A 23,995-nucleotide genomic window follows, 5' to 3' on the forward strand; every position below is an offset into this window, starting at 1 on the left:
TTGAAGGGAAGCGAACCTACGACCCGCTATTCATTTCGAATGGGATAACGGTCATTTAGGAGCTGAACTATGCATCTGACTTCGAAGCATATTCATCGCAAGTTATGCATTGCCATTACCATCAACTTCCAGTCCAAACACCCTGCCTGTCAGCCAATCCGGCCAGTCGCGCTCGAAAAAGGATGCGGCGCTTTCGTCCAGCGGTCGATTGGGCCGTGTCGAGATGTGGAGCACTTCGCCGTGCAGCATGACGACGATCTGTTCGGCCCTGTGTTCGTCCTGTTCCCTGCGGAAACGGAACTCGGGCAATGGCCCGGCTCGGGTGCTCGGAACGGCTTCTCCCTGCGGGTCGCATATTGCGCGGGCACCGCGGCTTCCTCCGCCATGGCGGATGAAGAAGTCCAGGGCACCGAGGACCGCTTCGGAAGCGAGCGCCATGTGGCGCCATTGCAGCACCCGAGTGGCTTCCGAGGGACGATCAAAGGCAAGGCCGTGTTCGCGGATCTGCGCGTTGAGCGCTCTCGCTTCGGCCAATGCATGTTCGACGCTTGCCGGGTCGCAGATCATGCCTGCCTTGTCGCTCATGCGGGCCTGCACCTGCGCCCGCACGGATTTGACGGTGAGCGGGCTGTCTGCGCGCAGGACCGCGAGAACACCGGCAACAGCCTCTTTGGCCATGGCGGTGATATCGCCTGCCGCCCCATGCTTCGCACGCCGGCTGGCGCCGATATGTTCGGCCACCCGCGTCCCGAAAACCTGGCCAGCGTTCAGCGCCGCGCCACCCGGACGGGTGACCCCATGCGTGCCGGCAGCCTCGCCGACGGCATAGCAACCGGTCAGGCTGCTGCGGCCCCATAGATCGACCTGTATGCCGCCGTTCATGTGCTGGTTATTGACCGCGAATTCGAGCGGCTCTATGGCGATGTCGGTCTTGTAGCGGCGATAGAGTTCGATCGCCAGCGGGTTCATATGCCGCAGGCGATCGATCGGTTGCGCCTGTCGGGCACCGGCATAGCCGAGATACTGACGAACGTCGTCATCGAGCCGGTCGAGGCTGAACGGCAGGTCGCCCAGCACCGGCAACGGGTTGCGGTTGAAGTCCATGAAGACGCGCCGGCCGGCCGCAGCTTGCCGGACGATCGCAAGGTCGATCAGGCTGGAGCCGAACTCCAGCATCCGGGTCGCGTGGAACGGCCACTGATAACCCTTGCGGAACAGGTTCGACGCCATTTCCTGCGTGGTTCGGTAATAATCCGCCAGGAAGTGATGCTCGCCGCCGTCAGCATCGACCGAGTAGACGTGCGGAAGCGCCTGGACATAGGTGCCGGACAGGTTCCACGGAAAGCCTTCGCGGCGCGTACCGATACCGAACTGGCTTTCGGTCAGGTTGACCAGTTCGAGGCCGGCCTCAAGCGCTAGGCCGAGCGAGCCGAAGCAGCCGTTCGGATAGACGCTGTTGCGATAAAGCTCGCCGGGGCCGCCGGCGGCAAGCACCAGGACCGGGCACTGGAATATGGCAAGGCCGAGCGGATTTTGCTCTGTCCGGTCGGCGGCGCGGACCACCAGAATGCCCGCCACCCGGCGCTCAGCCGCCTGCCCCTCGCTGAGGATCCGGATGGCCGTTGTATGATTGTAGAAAGGGACGCCAAGGCGAATGGTCTCTTCCGCCAGCACTTTCACCATAAGTCTGGAGGTTCGCGGACCACAGCTGGTGGCGCGACCGACCTCGTCGTGGTCGGTCTGGTATCGGAGCGTGCCACCCAACCGGTCCTGCGGCAACGGCAGGCCGAGGAATTGCAACGACGCCATCATTCGCGATGATCCGACGGCTTCGACATAGGCGATGTCCTCGTCCATCGCGCCGCCGCTGCGGATGGCGCGTGCCATGGCCTTGTAGTTGTCGCCCTGATCGGCCGTGTTGGCGGTGTGCAGCGTCTGCTTGTCGGAGCCGGAGCAGGCGGACGTTCCGCCCCAGGCGCTCTGGCTGATGATGACGACATGGTCGCCACGCCGTTTCATTTCCACCGCCGCGCGCAAGCCAGCTGCCCCGGAGCCGACGACGACGCAGCCGCTGCGATAGACCGGCACCTCGATACCGGCCAGCCGGACCCGTTCGGAGGAGGCGCTTTCCGTTGGCAATCGCGGCATTTCGACATCGGTCAGGGCATCGAGAATGTGTTGCGGAACATCAATCGCCATCGGCCTTACCCCTCATCGACAGGCTGGTGTTGATCACGAAGCATCACCGAATGTCGGATCGTGCTCTTGGACGGGTATCGTTACGCTCGAAGGCGAAGATCGCCGACGGCAGCGGTGGCAGTTCGCGGATCAGATCTGCCCCCTTCTCACCGACCATGATGGTCGGCGCGTTGGTGTTGCACGACGGCACGCGCGGCATGACGGAGGAATCGCAGACCCGCAGCCCCTCCAGCCCATGCACCCTGAGATCGAGACCGACCACCGCTTCCGGCCCGGCTCCCATCTTGCAGGTGCCGACCGGGTGATGATCTGTCTTGGCATTGGCGCAGCCGTAGGCGAACAGTTCCTCGTCAGTCGTCACCTTTGGTCCGGGCAGGCGCTCGGCCATCACATAGGGCTTGAGCGCATCCTGTTGCATGATCTCGCGGGCGATCTTCAGTCCCTCCAGCGACATCTTCCGGTCGTGCGGATCATCCCAATAATTGGGATCGATCAGCGGCGCAGCCGAGGGATCGGCCGAAGCCAGCCGAACCGTGCCGCGCGAGCGCGGATGCAGATAGGCCGAGTTCAAGGTGACGCCGGCATTTCTCAGCTTCTCGACGCCGGCTTCTATGCCGGAGCCCAGGCCGAGGTGGAACTGGATGTCGGGCGAGCGCGCCTCGGGATCGGCATACCAAAAGCCGCCTGTCTCGAAGAGCGACGAGGCCACCGGGCCGCTCTTGAACAGCAGGTATTGCAGCCCGGCCCAAGCTGTGCGGTGAAGCTTGGCGACACCGTCATAGGTATGGTCGCCTGTGCATTCGGAAATCACGAACAGGTCCAGGTGATCCTGCATGTTGCCGCCGACGCCGGGAAGGTCGTGGCGAACGTCGATGCCGACCGATCTCAGGTGGTCGGCAGGACCGATCCCGGATTGCAGGAGCAACTTCGGCGAGCCGATGGCGCCGGAGGAAACCAGCACCTCGCGCTCGGCCCGGATGATTTCGGTTGCCTGTCCGTTGACGACTTCGACGCCGACCGCGCGATTGCCTTCGAGCACGATCCTGGAGACCCGCGCGCCGGTCCTGACCGTCAGGTTCTTGCGATCCCTGATGGGAAGCAGGTAGGCCATCGATGCCGATGACCGCCGGCGATCGCGCTGGGTGAGCTGATAGAAGCCGACACCTGCCTGCTGCCGGCCGTTGAAGTCGCCGTTATACGGAATACCCAACTCCTGGCCGGCGCGGATATAGGCGTCACAAATCGGTAGTGCCGACACCGGCATCGATACGCCAAGAGGTCCGCCATAGGAATGGTAGTCGTCCGCGAAACGCTGGTTGTCCTCGGCACGCTTGAAGTAAGGCAGGATGGCGCGATAGTCCCATCCTTCGCATTTGTCTTCGCTGGCCCAGAGATCATAGTCGGCAGCGTTGCCGCGGGTGTAAAGCTGAGCATTGATGGAAGAGCCGCCGCCGATCACCTTGGCCTGGGTGTAGCGGAGCACCCTGCCCTTCATGTGCTTTTGCGGCACCGTGCTCCAGCCCCAGCTGGCGACGCCCTTGGTCATTTTCGCAAACCCGGCCGGCATGTGGAACAACGGATTCCAGTCGCCTCCGCCGGCCTCGAGAAGCAGCACGGTCACATCCGGATCTTCGCTCAGGCGGTTGGCGAGGACACATCCTGCGGGGCCTGCGCCGGTGATGATGTAGTCGAAACGCATATTGCTGTCCTGTTTCATCAAGCGAGTTCAAGGATTGCATCGAGCGCCGGCATAGGCACACTGCCCGTCAGGCAGCTGCCATTGCTGTCCCTGCCGGCGATCAATTCGACGGAGCTCATGCTTTCAACTCCTTCGCTGCGATGTGGTCAGCGACGCGCAACGCCTGGCTTGCCACAGTCAGCGCCGGATTGACGGCGGCGGAGGTGGGCAGGAAACTTGCATCGACCACGAACAGGTTCGGATGATCATAGGCGCGGCAGAAGGTATCCAGCGGCGCGGATGCCGGATCGCTGCCGATCCTGACCGTTCCGCATTGATGCGACGGCGTGCGCTTGTCAAACGGGCGGCTGAGCACGATCGGAAAACCGATCGACTTCAATATGCCCTTCAGCTTCGCCACCAGGGACAGATGCGCATCCCAGTTGGTGCGATGCCATTTCAGAACGATCCGCTCACCATCCACCATCACCCGGCTTTCCGGGTTCGGAATGTCCTCGCTCATCGCATAAAAATCGATGGCGTGGCCGGTGATCCGATCGAGCAGCCATTCGGGGACGCGCGGCATCGATCCCTTCAGCACCTTGCCGGAAATGCGGCCGAGAAGCTGCACATTGCCGAGCGGCGGGCCGCCATTGCCGTCAGAGAGATAGAAATCGTTGAAGGCGAAGGTCTTCTGGTAGATCGAGGTGTTCCGGTATTTCGGCGACACGCCGATCACTGCCGAGGAATTGTGGTTCATGAAATTGCGCCCGACCTGATCGGAGGCGTTGGCCAGACCTCGTGGGAAATTGCCGTTCGCAGACCGCAGCAACAGCACGGCCGACTGCACCGCACCGGCGCTGAGGATGACGAGCTTCGGACGGAGCGTGCGGACTTCACCATTTTGGCGATAGGTGACGCCGGAAATCCGCCCACCGGCTTCGGCCTCAAGCTTGATGACCGGCGAGCCGGTCTGCAGCCGTACATTGTCATAGGCTAGCGCCAGCGAAAGCGCGGCCGTCTCGGCATCCATCTTGCCGTCATCGGAGTTGGGATGCGCATCCCAAGGTGTGCGGGCCTTTGCCAGCCATCGGTCGATATCGACGCCAAGCGGCAGCGAGAACGGGTGCAGCCCCTTGCGCTTCAGCCGCGACCGGATGTCGGCAATCGACGGCTCCTCTGGCACCGGCGGGTAATCGTAGCTTGTGGAATGGACGGGCTCTGTCGGGTCTTCGCCGAGCGCGCCGCGCACGCGATACATCTGCTCCGCGCGACCGTACCAGGGCTCCAGTTCCTCGTAAGGAAACGGCCAGGCCGGCGAAACACCTTCACGGTGTTGGATCTCCTCGAAATCCTCACGGCGATAGCGCGACAGCACCGCCCCGAAGAATTTCGAGTTGCCGCCGACGTTATAATAGTTGCCGGGGTTGAAGCCGGTTCCATCAGCCTCGTACCAGGTCTCTTTCGGTCGAAAGTGCCCGCGCTGGAAAATCGCCCGCTGATCGCGATTGACGGGGTGATCCGCAATCCGTTCGCCGGCTTCGAGGATCAGGATCTCGGCGCCGGTCGCGGCGAGGCCGGCGGCGACTGTCGCGCCGCCGATGCCGGAGCCGATGATGACGATGTCAGGTGTCTTGCTCATGCTGCTGCTCTATCCGCCGTCAGATCATGCGATCCGTGCCTGGCTCTGCGGGTCGAAGAACACGACCTTGTCGAGATTGAACGCCAGCCGCGCATTCTGGCCGGGCTGGATGCGGGCGTCGGCGCGCAGGCGCGCCACCACCTCCTTGCCGCCGAGCTTGGTGACTGCAAAGGTGTCCGAACCGGCTGGCTCGACGACGTCGATCAGGCAATCGCCCTCGGCGACTGTCCGGGCGTTGCGGTCTGCACCGTCAGGGTCGGTCAATGCTTCCGGGCGGATGCCGAAGACGATCTGCCGGCCGGCATGTGCCTGCAACGCCTCTCTGCCCGGCGCGATCGGCAGCCGGATCGGCTCGCCGCTCGGGCGCGGCAGCGAGACCGAGAGGCCGTTGGCACCCTGCTCGATCGTGCCGGAGAGGAGGTTCATCGCCGGAGACCCCATGAAGTCGGCGACGAACATGTTGGAGGGATTGTTGTAGATCTCCGCCGGCGTGCCGAACTGCTGCACCTCGCCGTCCCTCATCACGGCGATCTTGGTCGCCAGCGTCATCGCCTCGATCTGGTCGTGGGTGACGTAGACGATCGTCGTGCCGGTTGCCTGGTGTAGCCGCTTGATCTCGATGCGCATGTCGACGCGCAGCTTGGCGTCGAGGTTCGACAGCGGTTCGTCGAACAGGAAGAGTTTCGGGTCGCGCACCAGCGCCCGGCCCATGGCAACGCGTTGCCGCTGGCCGCCGGAGAGCTGGCTCGGCTTGCGGTCGAGCAGGTGGCCGATCTGCAGCACCTTGGCGACCTTGTCGATTGCCTTCTTGCGTTCGTCGACGGGCACGCCGCGCATCTCCATGCCGAAGGAGATGTTCCCTGCCACCGTCATGTTCGGATAGAGCGCATAGCTCTGGAACACCATGGCGATATCGCGCTTGGACGGGTGCAGATCTGAGATCGTGCGGCCATCGACGCGAATATCGCCTTCGGTGATCGCTTCCAGCCCGGCAATGGTGTTGAGCAGCGTGGACTTGCCGCAGCCGGAAGGGCCGACCAGCACTAGGAAGCCGCCTTTTTCCAGCTCAAGGTCGATGCCCTTGAGGATTTCCAATGCGCCGAAGCGCTTTCTGAGGTTTGAGATTTCTAGGAAAGCCATGGGATTATCCTTTGACCGCGCCCGCCATCAGTCCGCGAACGAAGTAGCGGCCGGCGAGGATGTAAACGAGGAGCGTGGGCATGGCGGCGATCATCGCGGCGGCCATGTTGACATTGTATTCGACGACACCGGTAGAGGTATTGACGACGTTGTTGAGCGCCACCGTCATCGGCATCGACTCGCCGGTGCCGGCATAGGCCGAGGCAAACAGGAAGTCGTTCCAGATGTTGGTGAACTGGTAGATCACCGCGACGACGATGATCGGCAGCGAATTCGGCAGCATGATCCGCCAGAAGATCTGGAAGAAACCGGCGCCATCCACCTGCGCTGCCTTCACCAACTCGGTCGGGAAGGCTTCGTAATAGTTGCGGAAGAACAGCGTTGTGAAGCCGAGACCGTAGACGACGTGAACGATGACCAGGTTGACGGTCGGATTGCCGAAGCCGAACGACAGTCCGATCTCGTTGCGCAGCGTGTTGCCGAAGCGGCCGAGGCTGCCGAGGATCGTTGCCATCGGCAGAAGCACCGACTGGAACGGGATGAAGCAGGCAAACAGCATCAGCCCGAACACCAGCGTGTGGCCGGGAAAGCGCCATTTGGTCAGCACATAGCCGTTCAGCGAACCGAGAATGGTCGAGATGGCGACGGCCGGAACGACCATCTTGATCGAGTTCCAGAAGTAACCCTTGATGCCGGCGCAGGTGAGACCGACGCAGGTCTCGCCCCATGCCTTGATCCAGGGCTCCAGCGTCGGCGCACTCGGCAGCGACAGCATGTTGCCGTTCTGGATCTCATCCATGGTCTTGAACGAGGTGACCAGCATGACGAACAGCGGCATCAGGTAGATGATCGCGAAGATCACCAGCAGGCCATAGATGAAGACCCGGTTGAGGATTTTCGTGCGGGCGGCGCGCGAGGCGGACGGCACGGTCGAGATCACGGCGCTCATCGCGATTTCTCCCGCAGTTCGGAATAGAGATAGGGAACGATGATCGCGGTGATGGTCATCAGCATGATCACCGCGCTGGCCGAGCCGACCGCCATTTCGTTGCGCTTGAAGGTGTATTCGTACATGAAATTGGATGGCAGCCAGGCCGAGCCGCCGGGGCCACCTGACGTCAGCGCGACCACAAGGTCGTAGGACTTGATCGCCATGTGGGCGAGGACGATGAAGGCGGAGAGGAACACCGGCCGCAGCAACGGAATGATGATCCTGCGATAAAGCTGGATGGTGGTGGCGCCATCGATCTGCGCCGCCTTCATGATCTCGCCATCGATGCCGCGCAGGCCGGCAAGGAACATCGCCATCACGAAGCCCGACGCCTGCCAGACACCGGCGATGACGACCGTGTAGATCACGAAATCCTTGTTCTTGATCCAGTCGAAATGGAAGCTGGTCCAGCCGAAATGGTGCAGCGTCTGCTCCAGGCCGAGGCCCGGATCGAGGAACCATTTCCAGGCAACGCCGGTGACAATGAAGGACAGCGCCATCGGATAGAGAAAGATCGGCCGCAGCACCCCTTCGCCGCGGATCCGCTGGTCGAGCAGGATCGCCAGGAACAGGCCGAGGCCGAGACAGATGCCGATATAGAGAAAGCCGAATATCCCCATATTGGTGATCGAGGTGTACCAGCTGGAGGGCGGATCGCTCTCGAAGGTCCAGCGCCAGAGCCGTTGATAGGCCCGCGGCCCGGTCAGCACATAGGACGGGAAGGTCTTGGAATTGGTGAAGGACAGATAGACCGTCCAGAGGATGAAGCCGTAGACGAAGACGAGCGTGATGACGAAACTCGGCGCGAGCACGATCTTCGGCAGCGCATCCTGCAGCCAGCCGCGCATGGAAAATGACGTTGCGCGTTGCGGTGTGACATCAGGTTTGGTGGTAGCGATAGTGCTCATGACATTCATCCCCCTCCCAAGGGTGACGTTGGCAGTCGACATCTTCCCCGCCGCTCAGGCGGGGAAGACCGTGCTTCGCTGAAATTACTTGGCGTCGTCGATGGCCTTCACGAGTTCTTCGACGGCCTGATCGGAAGTCTTGATCTGGCCGTGGACGAACTTTGAGACGACGTCCTTGTAGGCGTTGGCGACAGCCGGAGGGGCGCCGTAGCCCTGTGCCAGCGAGCCGAACAGCGTGCCGCCCTCGTTGGCAGCCTTCAGGTCGGCGATGCCCTTCTTGCCGCAGGCGTCGAAGTCGGTATCCGGAACGTCGGTACGGGCCGGAACCGAACCCTTGACGACGTTGAAGGCCGACTGGAAGCTCTTCGACAGCGTTGCAGTTGCCAGCGCCACCTGGGCAGCCTTGCGATCGTCAGGCACGTTGAACATGCCGAACATGTCGGAGTTGTAGATCACGCTGCCATCGGTGCCCGGGAAGCGGTAGCAAAGGAAGTCGGTGTTCGGCGTCTTCTTGGCCGCCACGAACTCGCCCTTGGCCCAATCGCCCATCACCTGCACAAGCGCATCGCCCTTGATGACCATGGCGGTCGCAAGGTTCCAGTCGCGGCCCGAGAAGTTCGGATCGACATACTTGATCAGCGTTGCGAGGTTGTCGAACGACTTCTTCATCGTGTCTGATTTCAGAGATGTCTCGTCGAGCTCGTTGAAGGCCTTCTTGTAGAACTCGGGCCCGCCGGTCGAGAGGACGACCGAGTCAAACATCGTCGCTTCCTGCCAGTTCTGACCGCCAAGGGCCAGCGGCGTGACGCCGGCAGCCTTGGCCTTGTCGAGCAGGGTTACCAGGTCGTCGAAGGTCTTCGGCTCGGTGCCGCCGATCTTGTCCATCACAGCCTTGTTGATCCACAGCCAGTTGACCGAGTGAACGTTGACGGGCGCTGCGACCCACTTGCCGTCATAAACGGAGAACTTCTGCAGCGCTTCCGGGACGGACTTGTCCCAGCCTTCCTTCTTGGCGGTTTCGGTCAAGTCACCCATGACGCCGGCCTGGGCGTAGTCGAGCACGGTGTAGCCGAGCATCTGCGAAGCCGTCGGATAGGTGCCGGCGGCAACCATCGCCTTCAGTGCAGTCATGGCAGCATCGCCGCCGCCGCCGGCGACCGGCACGTCTTTCCATGCATAGCCTTCCTTCGCCAGATCGCCCTTCAGAACGTTGAGGGCCGCAGCCTCGCCACCAGATGTCCACCAATGCAGCATCTGAACTTCTTTTACATCATCAGCGCGTGCCAAGCCGCCCGAGGCACCCATTGCCAATGCGACCATTGCGGTCGCCGTTAGAAACCTGCGCATTTGAAAACCTCCCGTTTTCAAGTTCGCGAAACGGGACCCATTCCCGTTCCGTATCCCCCGCCCTCCTCGAGCGTGGTTTCTGCAAGCCGGCTTTGGGCCAGCCTTTAGCTGCGCGGCATCCACCAGTTGGTGCGGCTGCCGATATGCATGTTGAGCGTCTTCGTCTCCGTGTAGTCCTCGACCGCATGGCGGCCGAGTTCGCGGCCGAGGCCGGACTGCTTGTAACCGCCGAACGGAAGCTCGGAGGCGCCGTCCATGAAGGTGTTCATCCACACGGTGCCCGCCCGCACCCGGCGTCCAACCGTCAGGCAGGTGTCGAAATCCTTGCTCCAGACACCGGCGGACAGGCCGTAGTCGATGGAGTTGGCAATCTCGATTGCCTCTTCCGTGGTCTCGAAGGTCAGCACCGACAGAACCGGGCCGAACACCTCCTCGCGGGCGACCGTCATGCCGGGTGTCACCTCCGAAAGGATCGTCGGCGCCATGAACTGGCCCATGCCGAGATCGAGCGCCTCGCCGCCATGTGCAACTTCAGCGCCTGCACTCTTGGCCGCCGCGACATAGCCGGCGATCTTGTCGAAATGCTGCGGCGTGATGATCGCGCCGACCTGCGTTGTCGGATCCAGCGGATCGCCGACCTTGACGTTCTTGGCCAGCGCCGCGACGCGGGCAACGACGTCCTTGGCGATGCTCTTGTGCAGGATCAGCCGCGAACCGGCATTGCAGCATTCGCCGGCATTGAAGTAGGCGCCGAACACAGCCGCGTCGATGAAGCCGTCGAGGTCGGCATCCGGGAAGACGATCTGCGGGTTCTTGCCGCCGAGTTCGAGCGAGACCTTCTTGAGCGTCTGCGCCGCATTGGTCATCGTCAGCTTACCAATGCCGGTCGAACCGGTGAAGGAAACCATATCGACATCGGGATGCGAGGTCATGACCGCGCCGACCTCAGCACCCGTACCGGTGACGATATTGACCACGCCATCGGGAACACCCGCCTCCTGCAGGATCGAGCCGAGGAGGACGGTCGAGCCGGATGTGAGTTCGGACGGCTTGACGACGCAGGTGCAGCCGGCGGCAAGCGCAAACGGGAGTTTCTGGCCGACGATCAGGAACGGGAAATTCCACGGCGTGATGATCGACACGACACCGATCGCCTCGCGCAGCACCACGCCTAACGTGCCGTCACCGAGCGTGTTGTAGCTCTCGCCGTGCAGATCGCGCGCCAAGGCCGCCGCATAGCGCCAGATATCGACCGATCCGCCGATCTCGCCCTTGACCTGGGTGATCGGCTTTCCGGCTTCGATTGCATCGAGATAGGCAAGCTCATCGGCCCGTGCGGCGATCAGATCGGCCGCTTTCAGCAGGATCGCGGAGCGCTCCGACGCCGTCATCCGTGGCCATGGGCCGGTGTCGAACGCCTTGCGGGCAGCGGCGATGGCGCGCTCGGCATCAGCCTTGGTGCCAGCCTGAAACCGGCTGACGACGACGCCGTGGCTTGGGGCGACGCGCTCGATCGGCGCGCCATTACCGGAGAGCCACTTGCCGTCGATCAGCATCTTGAAGTCGCGCACCTTCTGATCGGTCAGCGCCTTCGGGTTCACCAGAACTGTCATTACCATTCTCCCTTGAACTGTGCCGGGCGCTTCTCGCTGAATGCGGCAACGCCCTCTCTGAGGTCAGCGGTTTTCGCGACCAGAATTGAACCGAGCGCCTCGACCGCCGTGCCGTTGTCCTCTCCATTGGCCGAAGCGATCATCAGCTTGGCAATCTCCAGTGCCGCCGGGCCACGTGCGGCCACACGCCGTGCATAATCTCTGGCGGCCTCGACCGCCGTGCCTGTCCCGACAACCATATCGACAACGCCGAACTGACGGGCTTCGTCGGCGGTGAAGATCTCACCGCCGAGCGCCATCCGGCGCACGATCTGCGCGCCGAACCGCTTGACGAGACGCTGTGTGCCCGACCAGCCGGGGATCATACCGAGGCCCGTTTCCGGCAGGCCGATCTTGATCTGCTCTTCGGCGATCCTGATATCGGCGGCGCCTGCAAGTTCCAGTCCGCCGCCAAGCGCATGGCCGTTGAGTGCCGCGATCAGCGGCACACGCAACGTTGCCAGCCGTTCGAAAACGCGGTGCCCGTAGCGCACCCAGGCGTGCCCGAACTCCTGCGCTTCCATATGGCCCCAGGCCTTGATATCGCCGCCCGCCGAAAAGGCCTTGCCTTCGCCGGTGAGGATCGCCACGCGAACCGTCGGGTTGGCCTCGACCGCGTCACTGGCGGCAGCGAGCGCCTTCAGCATGTCGAGATCGAGCGCGTTCAGCTTCTCCGGCCGCGATACCGTCATGATGGCGAGGTGGCCGTCGATCTCGACGCGCACTGTTCCGCTAGCCATGGAAGGTGCCCTCCAGAATGCGGGCGCTTTTCACCGGGAGCGACAGCCCGATCAGCTCTTCCGAAAAGAGCGCCGCGTCCATAACCTTGAGGTCCTTGGCGACGACAAGCGGGAATTCGGACTGGTCGAGAATATCGGTCTGCAGATCGATGCCCGGCGCAATCTCGGTGAGGACGATGCCATCGGGCGTGAGCTTCATCACGCAGCGCTCGGTGACATAGGTGATGTCCTGCCCCTGTTCGATCGCCCGGCGCCCGGAAAAGGTGACGTGCTCGACCTCGTTGACCAGTTTCTTCAGTTTGCCCTCTTTTTCGATCACAAGCTTGCCCTCGGTGATCGCCAGCTTGGCACCGGCATTGAACATGCCCGAGAAGACGATCTTCTTCGCCCTTGCGGTGATATCGACGAAGCCACCGGCGCCGGCCGTCACATGCGGCCGGAAGGAGAGTTTCGAGACGTTGACCGAGCCGTCCCTGCCGATCTCGAGGAAGGACAGCAGCGATGCATCGAAGCCACCGCCCTGGAAATAGGTGAACTGGTAGGGCGATGGCATGTAGGCATCGGCATTCGAAGCGCAGCCGAAGGCGAAGTCGAGCAGCGGTACACCGCCGACGGCACCCTGTTCGATCACCCAGGTCACGGCGCCGTGCTGGCCCTCTTCCATCAGGATGCGCGGCACGTTGGCCGAAATGCCGAAACCGAGGTTGACGCAGCTATTGGCCTGCAGCTCCTGCGCGACGCGGCGGGCGATGACCTTCTGGATGTTGAACTCCGGCACACGGAACGTATCGAGAGGCCGGAAGATCTCGCCTGAGATGGCAGGGTCGTAAAGCGTCTGGGTGGTCTGTTTCTGCTCCGGATCGACGATGATGTAGTCAACAAGCATGCCGGGCACGCGCACGTCATGCGGCTTCAGCGATCCCTGCTTGGTGATGCGCTTGACCTGGGCGATGACGATGCCGCCGTTGTTGCGGGCGGCGAGCGCCTGGTCGAGGCCGCCGAGGTAGGCGCCCTCGTGTTCGTAGGTGAGATTGCCGCGCTCATCGGCTGTCGTGGCGCGAATGATGGTCACATCAGGGATGATCGAGGGGAAATACAGCCAGTCGTCGCCCTCGAATGAGACGCGCTTGACCACCGGTTCATCGCCGGCGATCGCGTTCATCGCGCAGCCCTGGCGCTTGGGATCGACGAAGGTATCGAGGCCGATCTTGGTCAGCACGCCGGGGCGTTTGGCGGCCGCCTCCCGGTGCATGTCGAACATAATGCCCGACGGAATATTGTGGGCCGGGATCTCGTTGCCGGTAACCATCTGCCAGATCAAAGGCGGTTCTGCTGTCGATGGGCCTGACGGATAGGAGCCTCCGATGATCCGCTTCAGCAGGCCTTTCCGGGCGATATGGTCGATGCCCTTTATGCCGCTCATATCGCCGGCAGCGATCGGATGCAGCGTCGTGAGGTCGCGCGGGTGGCCTGTGGACTCGAACCGCTCACCGATGGCTTTGAGCATCAAATCGGGGCAGCCAAGCCCGCTCGACGAGGAGACCGAGACGACGGCGCCGTCGGGGATCAGGGCTGCGGCTTCGGCCGGGGTAATGTGCTTGCTCATCTCTCTCAAAGCCCCGTCTTGACCGGCACGGCCACGCCACTTCGCGCGGCTTGCGCCACCGCAAGGCCCGTTGCCAGCGACCAGATGCCGTCCTCGGCTGTGGCTGACGGTTTGCCCGCGCCGGATACCGCGGCATGAAACGCTGCGAGCGCAGTCTCGTAGAGGTTGCCGCCGGCAACTGGCAGTTCATGTTCGCCCTCGGCGTTTCGCAGGGTAACCGTTCCATCGGGGCGCTGGGTCATGACGTTGCGGCCGATCAGCGAGCCCTCGGTTCCGTGAACCTCGAAGCCGGTTTCGGCGTATTTGGTGGTGAAGCCATCGTGGAACTGCGCGATGATCTCGTCCTCGAAACGCATCACGCCCATGACAGCATCCTCAAGGCCTTCCTTGCCCATTCCACCAGCCTGCGAGAATGCGATCACTTCGACCGGATCGCGGCCCAGCACGTATCGCAGCGTATCGGTGTCGTGGACGGTGATATCGAGAATGACGCCGCCGCCGGCTTGTGGCTTGTCGAGCCGCCAGCCCTGCAGATGCGGCGGCAGATAGACGGCGTGGAACACCCGCGCGGACAGCGGTTTGCCGATCCTGCCGGCAGCAATCGCATCGCGCATAGCCGTGTGGCTGGCCGCATTGCGCAGATGATGATTGGTGGCCAGCACGACACCAGCCGCCTCGGCGGCTTTAGCCATCGCATGGGCATCATCGAGCGACAGCGCTAGCGGCTTCTCACAGAGAATATGCTTGCCGGCCTGGGCGGCGGCGACAGCCTGGGCGCAATGCAGCTCGTTTGTCGTCGAGATATAGACCGCATCAATCTCGGTATCCGCAAGCAGCGCCGCGATATCAGTGACCGGCTTGGCAATGCCGTTTTCGGCCGCATAGTCACGGGCTCTCTCGGGGCTGGAGCTCATGACGGAGAGGACTTCGCCGCCGGTGGCGCGAATTGCCCCGATCACCCATTCGCGCGCGATCGTGCTTGCGCCGATCAAACCCCAACGAACCGTCATGCCAGTTTCCTCCCAGGCCTGTTGTCTGTCGCGCCGCAGCTCTCACGCACCACTAGGCGAACCGAGCTGACAACCGATTCTGCTTCCGGCTTGCCGGCGTTGATCTGCTTCAGCAGCATCTGCGCAGCGCGCTGGCCGATCCCCTGCGGATCGACCGAAATGGTGGTCAGGGCTGGTACCGTGGTCTTTGCCTCGATCACATCGTCGAAGCCGACGACGGCAAAATCCTTGCCGGGTTCGAGACGTCGGGCGCGCAGTCCGTCGCATACGCCAAAGGCAACCGCATCATTGAAGCAGACAGCTGCCGTCGGTGGTTCGGCCATCGTCATTGCGCGCATGAAAGCGTCCACGCCCCCTGCCCGGGATGGTGCCGACGACACGACCAAGTCGTTCTGGAATCCCACATTCGTCTTCGACATCGCCTCGCGGTAGCCGCCAAGGCGCTCGTCGAAAACGGCGGTGTCGGGAAAGCCACCAACGAAGGCAATGCGCCGATGCCCCAGCCCCGCCAGATGCTCGACCGCCGCGCGGGTTCCCGCATGGTTGTCCGAGACCAGCGACGACACCTTGGCGCCAGGGACACTGCGAACCACCAGCACGACGGGAATGCCGGCCGCCACCAGCGGCTTCATATCGATCGTCTCGGTGCCGCGCGCCGGGGATACGATCAGGCCGGAGACACCATGTTCGCGCATCGAGGCAATGACCTCGCGCTGACGATCGATGCTTTCGCTGGTGTTGGAGAGAAACTGAACGAAGCCGGCGGACTGCACGACCGTATCGACGCCGACGGCAAGTTCGGCAAAGAAGCTGTTGGTCAGGTCGTTGACGACAATGCCGATGATTTTCGACTGGGCATTGGCCTGACGTAGATTGGCCGCGCCCCGGTTATAGACATAGCCAAGTTCGCGCATCACAGCGTTGACCTTGCTACGGGTCGTCTCATTGACCAGGGGCGACGCCTGCAGCACCAGCGATACCGTCGACTTCGAAACGCCGGCAGCCTTCGCGATGTCAATGACGGTGACCCGTCCCTTGCCCATGAAACACCTCCCTTGGCCTCCACCAATAAGCATTGTTAATAATTGGAACGTTCCAATAATGTCAAGTGGCTTTGTGGCGTAGACGCCGATGGAGCGGAACGACAGGACCTGTCCTTTGGTGAAGTAATTGTATTAACTTACATAAAACACTGTCATCTCTCTTCGAGCTTCCAGACAGGGCTGTGAAAAAGCAGAGGAGAGCGCTCCGAAATGCAGCGAGAGGCAACATTTAATTGGAACGATCCAAATACTCTTGCCCCTATGGACCCACGAGGTCACCCGCCGGATGACGGCGACGATAAGATCCACACCTCGCAAGGTCTGCGCGCTCAAACAACAGGGGCGAGAGGTCAGTTCGGAGTGAACTGCACGCTCACCTTCTCCAATCGTTCACCACGCTCTTTCGAGACGCATACTGCTTCTGACCATTTCCTAGGGTGCGATCTGATCTGCAAGATAATCGAACTGACTACTCCCGTGGTCAGCACAGCTATTGCATTGTCGAGCCCTTCAAGGTCGCACCTTCGCCCATCAGGCTATATTGAATTGCTTGCCCAATCTTCATGCCCGTGGCGAATTCGTATGATGAAAATTGTCCCGTCTTCGTCTAACCGATAGACAATGAGATGCGCCTTGAACGGATGAATTCTGACAGGCGGGTCAATCTCATTTCTTTCGCGCGCGATGCATGGATTATCGGATATCATATCCAGTAAAGCGAAAAGGTCATCGTGATAGCGATGCGCCTCCCCGACTCCGAATACACGGACACCTTGTTCGGCGATCGCGATGATATCCTCTTCCGCCTCGACAGAGAGCTTAAAGCTCATGATTTCTTGGCACGAGCCACTGCCTCGGCAAAGAGTTCATCCTTGGATCGGATACCGGACCCACTTTGGAGCCCAGCATCGACGAAGCTCTGCATGGCCGCGATCTTGTCATTCCGCGCTTGGTCGCGTCGGATCAAATCGCGCACGTAATCGCTAGCATTGGAATATCGTCCGGTTCTAGCCTGCGCCTCGACCCAATCCTTCATTGGGTCGGGTAGAGATACATTCATCGTTGCCATTGGCGAACTCCATTTGCAGAGACCATAACCGGCCTTGGCAAAGATTGTCAAATATGATCGCTTGCGCCGCTAACTTGGCAGGGGTGAAAGCTCCAAGCCATCGCTTTGGTTGAGTTTTTACGCTTTTTCCCGAACGGCTCACGACGCTCGTTGTGCTGTTAGCCACGGCCGGTTGTTCGACTTTTTACCCTTATTTATCCCAGGTCATATGACCGGCGGTGCTAATTCTTTTTCCAGAGGTGCAGATGTGGATCGGCACCCATTTTGGAAGGTGAGGATCATGAAAAAGCATCTCGTTAGCGCCATCGCACTTCTTATTGCCATCTCACCCGCTGCGGCCGAAGCCGGCTGCGAGCCTAACAACACGGTCATCGCCGCGAAAGCCGTTCCCGTCATTCAGTACAAGAACACAATGATCGACGGCGTGAAGGTCTTCTATCGCGAAGCCGGCCCGAAGGACGCGCCGGTTCTGTTGCTTCTGCACGGATTTCCGACCTCGTCGCACATGTTCCGCAACCTCATTCCGCTGCTTGCCGACCGCTACCGCGTGATCGCACCCGACTATCCCGGCTACGGCCAGAGTGACGCTCCCGACCATACGAAGTTCGAATACACCTTCGCCAACCTGACCAACATTGTCGACAAGTTCAGCGAAAAGGTCGGAGCCAACAGCTACAGCATGTACGTCATGGATTACGGCGCACCGATCGGATACCGGCTGGCGCTCAAGCATCCCGACCGGGTTGAAACGCTGATAGTCCAGAACGGCAACGCCTACACCGAGGGCCTCGCGGCATTCTGGGACCCGATCAAGGCATACTGGGCCGAGAAAACGCCGGAACGCAGGGAAGCATTGGCCGGCCTGGTTACCCTCGAAACCACGAAGTTCCAGTACACCGATGGTATGGGCGATGTGGCGCATATCAGCCCAGACAACTGGGTTGTCGATCAGGCCTTGCTCGACCGCCCTGGCAACAAGGACATCCAGCTCGACCTCTTGGGCGACTACGGCAGCAATGTGCCGCTTTACCCGCAGTTCCAGGCCTTCTTCCGCGATCACCAGCCGCCGACGCTGATTGTGTGGGGCAAGAATGACAAGATCTTCCCAGAGCCCGGCGCGCATCCCTATCTTCGCGATCTCCCCAACGCCGAGATGCACATTCTCGACAGCGGCCATTTTGCCCTTGAGGACAAGCTCGACGTGATGGCGCCCCTCATCCGGGATTTTCTCGACCGCAAGCTTTGCAAGTAACGCATCTCGCGGGGTCGCCGGCCCCGCGGCCAACCTCCTTAAAGGAAGACACATGACCAATTCCATTTTGGGCGCCCAAGCAGCTGGCGCGCCATCCCTCTCGGTCGTTCTTGTACATGGCGGATGAGATAGTCCCCATCATATGCGACTTTGTCGCCCGGAACCTGACCAAGCAACTCAAGCTCAAGCAAGGCTAACGACCATGTACAACAGCAAATCCAAGTCGAGCGTGCTTCCGACCGGCGGCGGCGCGGCCCTCATCGACCCCGCCGACGCCCTTATCCTGCTTCTCGATCACCAATCGGGGCTGTTCCAGACGGTCAAGGACATGTCGATCGCCGATCTCCGCCGGAATGTGGAAGTGATGGCCAGGCTCGCCACGCTGCTAAATATCCCGGTGATCACCACCGCTTCGGAACCTGCCGGCACCAATGGTCCGCTGATGCCCGAAATCCACGAAAAAGCTCCACATGCCGTCTATGTGCCGCGCAAGGGCGAAGTAAATGCGTGGGACAATGAGGATTTCGTCGCCCGGGTTCGCTCGACCGGCCGCAAGACCCTCATCATGGCAGGCGTCTGGACCAGCGTCTGCGTAATGTTTCCGGCGCTCGACGCCCGCGCCGAAGGCTACGACGTCTACGCGGTCCTCGACGCGTCAGGGGACCCGAGCGAAATGGCCTCGCGCATTTCGCTTGCCCGCTTTGTGCAGGGCGGCGTCAAGCCGACATCGACCAACGCATTGCTGTCCGAACTCCACCGCACCTGGGCGCGGCCAGAGGCTGCCGAACTCGGCAAGCTCTACGGACTTGTCGCGCCCAACTATGCAGCCGTGGCCGAGAGCTACGCACGCGCGCAGCAAGCAGCGCGAGAGGCAATCTAGGTCGTCCTCATCCGGCGCCCTACGAACTGACAACACAGAAGCGAGACACGATATGACTTATGGTTTCATGGATATCGCGCTAACCCCTGCAGTTCGCAGGGCGCAAGCGGAAATGGGAGCGGACCGTCTCTGGTCCGACTTCAAGGGGCACCGCGAATTCGACCGGTTCTCGGCCAGAGAAGCTGCTTTCATCACCGAGCGCGACAGCTTCTATATGGCATCGGTTTCGGAAACAGGATGGCCGTATGTCCAGCACCGCGGCGGGCCTGCGGGCTTCCTGAAGGTCCTTGACGATCGCACGCTTGCCTTCGTCGATTACCGAGGCAATCGCCAGTATATCAGCACCGGCAATCTGGCGGAGAACGATCGGGTATGCTTGTTTCTGATGGATTATCCTGCCCGCACCCGTTTGAAGATTTACGCCCGCGCTGAGAAGCTGGCACTCGACGCAGATCCTGTTCTTACGGCGAAAATCACCGACGGTGACTATGGCGCCAAGGCAGAACGCATATTCAAACTGACGCTCGAGGCGTACGACTGGAACTGTCCGCAGCATATCGTGCCGCGGTACACGGAAGCTGAGTTTATGGCGGCCTCGCAGCACCTTCTGGATATGGTCAGCCAGCTTAAGAGAGAAAATGCGGCGCTCCACGAGCGCCTCGACGGCCGACAAAAAGATTGAGCGGCGATCGACAACTCTGAGAGTGGAACACCAGGTCAGCGCAAGTCCATTGCTACCATAGCGCGCTGGGTCCGCTTGGTCGCGGCACCCGCACCGATGGAGCCCGCGCAATCCAATGACTTTTGGAAATAGCGTATCGCCGTGTGTGGCCGCCCGTTGCCGGCTTCAATCGTTGCCGCGACGCGCCAGAGATCCGGATGCCACCAACGCTCCTCACGGATCCCGGTTTCTGTGAGCACGGCGCGCAAACTATTCTCCGCAAGTTGCATCTCGCCCTGGGCAATATAGGCCTCCGCCATCAGACTGCGATAGAATGGCACGTGGGCACGCCAGCTTCCCCGGAGCAATCCTGTGATGCTGTCTTGCATCAAGGTGAAACCGGCTTTGTCACCTTGAGCCTGCTGGACAGCGCCCGCAAAAAACCTGGCTGTTCCCTCGTAAATGCCGACGCTCTCACGCCGGCTGACCTCAGTCAGCTGCCGCTGAAGCTGCAAAGCCGTTTCCATGTCACCTTCCACGAAGGCGATGGGAAGGGCCGCGAGCGAGATTGCATTGCCGAGCGATATCATGTGATCGAGCTCGGCGGCGCGATCGATGGCATGGGCGGCCAGACTGGAGGCACGTTCAGGGTCACCCTGCAACCAGGACAAAAATGCCTGAGACAGACGAATGGCAACAGGCAAGTCGACCTGGAACCGAGACAGTCCATGGCTATCTTCCAAGTCACCCCAGTCGTCCATCAGCGTCCCTAAATGGGCGGATGCAGAAGACAGCTCACCTGCGTAGATCTGTATATGCGCCAGCAGGCGCTTGCCGTCGGGCGCAGTCGTCCAGTCCAGACCCTTCGCTGCCGCAAATTCGTTCATGCTGCGTAACGCCGTGCGCGGCCGACCGGAATAAGCAAGAAAAACGGCTTGTCCGCACACCGAGCGTATCTGAAATTCGGCGTCGCGAGATCCAGTCGCATGGAGAATGCTGTCGCGCCAGGCATTGTCGGTTTGCGGATGCATGTGGCGCGCCAGTGTCATTGCCCACGCCTGCGCCGTGGAAAGCTTGGCTCGGCCGAGAGGTGCCAACCCTGTTAGGGCCGCGCTGTTTTCGCCTGCAAGGTCGATTGCTGCCAGCATTTCCCTGAACGCCGATAGCTCCTGCCAAAGGGGCAATGCAGCGACCACCAGTTCGATGCCCAATTCAGCGTCGCCCGCAGGATCGAACGCCCAGCCGATCGCAGCGCGGACATCGTCGATCTGTCTCCGATATTTCCCTAGCCATTCGCGAGAGGTCTGTGAGGACCATTCCCGTTCGGCGATCTGCAGCTTATCCCTAATCCTGATGGCGAATTGTCGTCTTGCTTTTTCCCTGTATGGGGAGCCAAAGAGACGCCGCGCAGCATAGGCGCTGGTGCTTTCGGCCAGTCTGTAGTGCACGGTCCCGCCATCACAATGGGAAGAGACGAGTGATTTTGCCACAAGCTGCGACAGGGCATCGCGTCCCGTCATCGGCTCGAGAGCGCCGGCGGAATACATGGCCTCCACGTCGTCAGCGTTGAAACGGCCCGAAAACACCGAAAGCAGGTCGAGCAAGACAGCCTCGCGGTCGGGGAGAAGCCGGTAGCTCCAGTCGAGGGTGGCCTCCAGCGTCTGGTGGCGCAAGGGGGCATCTCTTGCTCCCCGGCTCATGGAATCAAAGCCATGCTTGAAGAGGTCTTCGATTGCCTCGGGCGCGAGGACGCCCGCTGTGCCGGCGGCCAATTCGATCGCGAGTGCCAAACCTTCCAACCTTGTGCAGATCGATACGACACTGCGGACATAATCGTCGGCTGGTTCGGTAAAGGCTGGGCCGTGCGCCTTGGTGATAAAGAGCTGGACAGCCGGAAACTGCAGCGCATCGCTCGCGGAAAGCGCCGTCAATTGGTCCGGATAGGCGAGCCCGGAGAGAAAATGGATTTGCTCATGTCGCGTTCGCAACGGCTCGCGGCTCGTCGCGATGATACGGGCGTCGGGAACCTCTGATGATATCCGCTCGACGAGCGTCGCGGCCATCGCAATGACGTGCTCACAATTATCGATGATCAGAAGCAGCTTCTTGCTACGAAGGACGTCGATCGCGCCTGCGATCGGATCGTCAAATCCCAGCGAAATGCCGAGAGCGGAGGCTATCGCGGGCACCACAAATCGGGGATCGCTGAGCGTCGAGAGATCGACAAAGGCAATCGCTTCGTCCGCGCCGCGGCAATGCTGGGCAACTGTGACCGCAAGTGACGTTTTGCCGGCTCCGCCTGGACCAACTATTGTGACATAACCCGGTTGATCGAGCTGCTCTGAGATTAGCCGGATCGCGTCATCGCGGCCGAGGAGCTTCCGCACTTGCGGGGGGGCAGTATGATGACTTGTGATGGAAGCAATGTGCCGGGCTGCAGCTGGGGGATCGCTCTTCACTGCGGCTACGAACTTATAGCCGCGGCCCGCGATCGTCACGATAAATTCCGTGGCGGGATCGAGTTCTGCCATCGCGCGCCGAAGGTTACCGACATTCACCTTCAAGTTATGGTCATGAACGATATAGTCCGGCCATACATGCGCGAACAGCTCGGCTTTGCTAACCACCTCGCCAGCCTGTCCGACGAGCAGGGTCAGAATATCGAACCCGCGCCCGCCGAGCGCGACGGGCTTCCCCTTGTGCAGGAGGGCCTGAGCCTCTGGCAGCAAACGGAAATCGCCGAATTCGTAGGCGGCTTGCTTCAATAAGGCTCGGGGCCTGCCATCGTGTGACACTATGCACTCACAAATCAAGAAAAGCTCGACGTTACACCGCACTCGCCAATTTTCAAGGCGTCTGGAGAGATGGTTGCGCCGCACGCTGGCCTAAGATGATAGGTACCATGCCTCTTCTCAGATCGTTGAGGGTATTGGATGATCGTCTGGATCGCTGAAATCATCCAATGTCGAAGTCATCAGCGAATATCCTCGTCACCGGCATCCCGCGCTCGGACAAATGTTCGGGATCGGCGCTGCTATTATTCTATTTTTATCCCGAGAATTCATTTAACCGCTTTCGGCAAAACTTCTGCTTAGGAGCACTCTCTTGGATCCTTGTTCTTCTGCTTATCCCTGCCTTACAAAAGAAGATGCCATCGAGGCCGAAGCTTTCATTGATCTACATAAAGCCGCCCAAGGCCGACTGCCGGAGGAAGAACGATTCGAATGCGTTCCCATGAATGTTGGATGCGCGATCTCTCTTCCAAGCGCACCTGCGATCGGCCTCAACCGCATCCTCGGCCTCTCTGATAATAAAGATCTCGACGAAGCCTACAACTGGATGAGAAATCGGCAGGGAAACCGATTCTTGCAGGTCAACATTGACGCTGCATCTGATGAGTTGAAATGTTGGATCCAGTCGAAAGGGTTGGCTCCTCATGGTCCTGGATGGGCAAAGCTGAGGCGAGGCCCGGACGAGGCCCCTTTTCTATCGCCAGGCGCCGTGAAAACGCGAAAAGTTCGGCCCGATGAAGCCGGGGAATTCGGCGCAATGATGTGCGCCGGGTTTGGTTTTCCAGAAAGCCTTACCGGTCTATGAGCCGCAATCGTTGGACGAGACGGATGGTCGTGTTTCTACGCGTTGGATAGAGACACCCCCGTTGGAACCGGAGCAATGTTCGCTTCAGGAACTTTTGCCTGGCTCGGCGGAGGAACGACCGTCCCAGGCTTTCGAAACCGAGGTGCGCAGAAAGCCTTGATCCACGCTCGCCTCCAAGAAGGCGCCGACCGAGGCGTTTCAACTTTCGTGGTCGAAACCGAGGTGCCATCGGCCGACAATGCCGACATCTCGAATACCAATTTAGCGAAAATGGGCTTCGTGCATATCTATAATCGTAGCAATTTCATCTTATGACAGAGTTGCCGCCGAGCAAACCATTAGGCTGGCAAGTTAGCTGCTTGATCTGGTTCGGAAGCCTAGGTGACTGATAATGGTCGTCGCCTTCACATTGAAGTGACGTGAACCTGCCACCCGCCATTCATTTCGAATGGGCTAACGGTCATCTATGGAACTCATCGCTTGGATCGAAAGCTTGGCCCAACGTACGGCGTGTGTAGGGATCAACAGCCAGTGTGGGCCCGCGCGCGATTGTCGTTGAGCGACGTGGCGCGCCACTCCT

General features: G+C 60.9%; 20 protein-coding genes. 5 read left to right on the plus strand and 15 right to left on the minus strand.

Features of this window, described 5'->3' with window-relative positions; genetic code table 11:
* Positions 1-102: 102 nt before the first annotated feature.
* The 14 genes from GVL52_RS08830 to GVL52_RS08895 form a co-directional block, all read right to left on the minus strand.
* Positions 103-2,199: an FAD-binding protein gene (locus GVL52_RS08830; RefSeq protein WP_160005949.1), complete on the minus strand. Its 2,097-nt coding sequence runs from the start codon at positions 2,197-2,199 to the stop codon at positions 103-105.
* Between the two features lie 43 nt (positions 2,200-2,242).
* The gene (locus GVL52_RS08835; RefSeq protein WP_160005951.1) at positions 2,243-3,898 is read right to left on the minus strand and encodes a GMC family oxidoreductase; all 1,656 of its coding nucleotides are present in this window, start codon (positions 3,896-3,898) and stop codon (positions 2,243-2,245) included.
* 115 nt (positions 3,899-4,013) lie between these two features.
* Positions 4,014-5,519 (minus strand): FAD-dependent oxidoreductase, encoded by a 1,506-nt coding sequence (locus GVL52_RS08840; protein ID WP_160005953.1) that lies wholly within the window; start codon positions 5,517-5,519, stop codon positions 4,014-4,016.
* 24 nt (positions 5,520-5,543) lie between these two features.
* Positions 5,544-6,659 carry an ABC transporter ATP-binding protein gene (locus GVL52_RS08845; RefSeq protein ID WP_160005955.1) on the minus strand — a complete coding sequence of 372 codons (1,116 nt, stop codon included), beginning with the start codon at positions 6,657-6,659 and terminating at the stop codon, positions 5,544-5,546.
* A 4-nt stretch (positions 6,660-6,663) separates the two neighbouring features.
* The gene (locus tag GVL52_RS08850) at positions 6,664-7,608 is read right to left on the minus strand and encodes a carbohydrate ABC transporter permease (protein ID WP_160005957.1); all 945 of its coding nucleotides are present in this window, start codon (positions 7,606-7,608) and stop codon (positions 6,664-6,666) included.
* A complete protein-coding gene (locus GVL52_RS08855) occupies positions 7,605-8,558 on the minus strand; it encodes a carbohydrate ABC transporter permease (protein ID WP_160005959.1) in 954 nt (317 codons plus the stop codon). The genes GVL52_RS08850 and GVL52_RS08855 overlap by 4 nt, the downstream gene beginning before the upstream one ends.
* Positions 8,559-8,642: 84 nt before the next feature.
* A complete protein-coding gene (locus GVL52_RS08860; RefSeq protein ID WP_160005961.1) occupies positions 8,643-9,905 on the minus strand; it encodes an ABC transporter substrate-binding protein in 1,263 nt (420 codons plus the stop codon).
* 104 nt (positions 9,906-10,009) lie between these two features.
* Complete coding sequence (locus tag GVL52_RS08865) at positions 10,010-11,518, minus strand: aldehyde dehydrogenase family protein (protein WP_160005963.1); 1,509 nt, start codon at positions 11,516-11,518, stop codon at positions 10,010-10,012.
* On the minus strand, positions 11,518-12,297 hold the full coding sequence (locus GVL52_RS08870; protein WP_160005965.1) for an enoyl-CoA hydratase/isomerase family protein: 780 nt from the start codon (positions 12,295-12,297) through the stop codon (positions 11,518-11,520). The genes GVL52_RS08865 and GVL52_RS08870 overlap by 1 nt, the downstream gene beginning before the upstream one ends.
* Positions 12,290-13,903, minus strand: a complete 1,614-nt coding sequence (locus GVL52_RS08875; RefSeq protein WP_160005967.1) for an acyl CoA:acetate/3-ketoacid CoA transferase — start codon at positions 13,901-13,903, stop codon at positions 12,290-12,292. The genes GVL52_RS08870 and GVL52_RS08875 overlap by 8 nt, the downstream gene beginning before the upstream one ends.
* A 5-nt stretch (positions 13,904-13,908) precedes the next feature.
* Positions 13,909-14,913 (minus strand): Gfo/Idh/MocA family protein, encoded by a 1,005-nt coding sequence (locus GVL52_RS08880; RefSeq protein ID WP_160005969.1) that lies wholly within the window; start codon positions 14,911-14,913, stop codon positions 13,909-13,911.
* Complete coding sequence (locus GVL52_RS08885) at positions 14,910-15,956, minus strand: LacI family DNA-binding transcriptional regulator (RefSeq protein ID WP_160005971.1); 1,047 nt, start codon at positions 15,954-15,956, stop codon at positions 14,910-14,912. The genes GVL52_RS08880 and GVL52_RS08885 overlap by 4 nt, the downstream gene beginning before the upstream one ends.
* 536 nt (positions 15,957-16,492) lie before the next feature.
* Positions 16,493-16,786, minus strand: coding sequence for a type II toxin-antitoxin system RelE/ParE family toxin (locus tag GVL52_RS08890; RefSeq protein ID WP_160005973.1), 294 nt, complete (start codon positions 16,784-16,786; stop codon positions 16,493-16,495).
* Positions 16,783-17,025: a type II toxin-antitoxin system ParD family antitoxin gene (locus tag GVL52_RS08895; RefSeq protein ID WP_160005975.1), complete on the minus strand. Its 243-nt coding sequence runs from the start codon at positions 17,023-17,025 to the stop codon at positions 16,783-16,785. The genes GVL52_RS08890 and GVL52_RS08895 overlap by 4 nt, the downstream gene beginning before the upstream one ends.
* A gap of 280 nt (positions 17,026-17,305) precedes the next feature.
* On the opposite strand from GVL52_RS08895, the gene GVL52_RS08900 reads away from it, so the two are divergent.
* The 3 genes from GVL52_RS08900 to GVL52_RS08910 all read left to right on the plus strand — a co-directional run bounded on the left by GVL52_RS08900 (position 17,306) and on the right by GVL52_RS08910 (position 19,839).
* A complete protein-coding gene (locus tag GVL52_RS08900; protein WP_160005977.1) occupies positions 17,306-18,277 on the plus strand; it encodes an alpha/beta fold hydrolase in 972 nt (323 codons plus the stop codon).
* A 202-nt stretch (positions 18,278-18,479) separates the two neighbouring features.
* Entirely contained in the window at positions 18,480-19,157 is a 678-nt protein-coding gene (locus tag GVL52_RS08905) for an isochorismatase family protein (RefSeq protein ID WP_160005979.1), read from the plus strand.
* A 52-nt stretch (positions 19,158-19,209) separates the two neighbouring features.
* Entirely contained in the window at positions 19,210-19,839 is a 630-nt protein-coding gene (locus GVL52_RS08910) for a pyridoxamine 5'-phosphate oxidase family protein (RefSeq protein ID WP_160005981.1), read from the plus strand.
* A 35-nt stretch (positions 19,840-19,874) separates the two neighbouring features.
* Here the strand turns inward: GVL52_RS08910 and GVL52_RS08915 are convergent, their stop codons facing one another.
* Positions 19,875-22,583: a winged helix-turn-helix domain-containing protein gene (locus GVL52_RS08915; RefSeq protein WP_244619123.1), complete on the minus strand. Its 2,709-nt coding sequence runs from the start codon at positions 22,581-22,583 to the stop codon at positions 19,875-19,877.
* Positions 22,584-22,923: 340 nt separating this feature from the next.
* On the opposite strand from GVL52_RS08915, the gene GVL52_RS31250 reads away from it, so the two are divergent.
* Positions 22,924-23,415 (plus strand): hypothetical protein, encoded by a 492-nt coding sequence (locus GVL52_RS31250; RefSeq protein ID WP_306440355.1) that lies wholly within the window; start codon positions 22,924-22,926, stop codon positions 23,413-23,415.
* A gap of 75 nt (positions 23,416-23,490) precedes the next feature.
* The gene (locus tag GVL52_RS31255) at positions 23,491-23,730 is read left to right on the plus strand and encodes a hypothetical protein (RefSeq protein ID WP_306440356.1); all 240 of its coding nucleotides are present in this window, start codon (positions 23,491-23,493) and stop codon (positions 23,728-23,730) included.
* The last annotated feature ends 265 nt before the right edge of the window (positions 23,731-23,995 follow it).

Origin of the sequence: Rhizobium sp. 18055 (genome assembly GCF_902706285.1) — a bacterium.
In the GTDB taxonomy this organism is placed as follows: domain Bacteria; phylum Pseudomonadota; class Alphaproteobacteria; order Rhizobiales; family Rhizobiaceae; genus Rhizobium.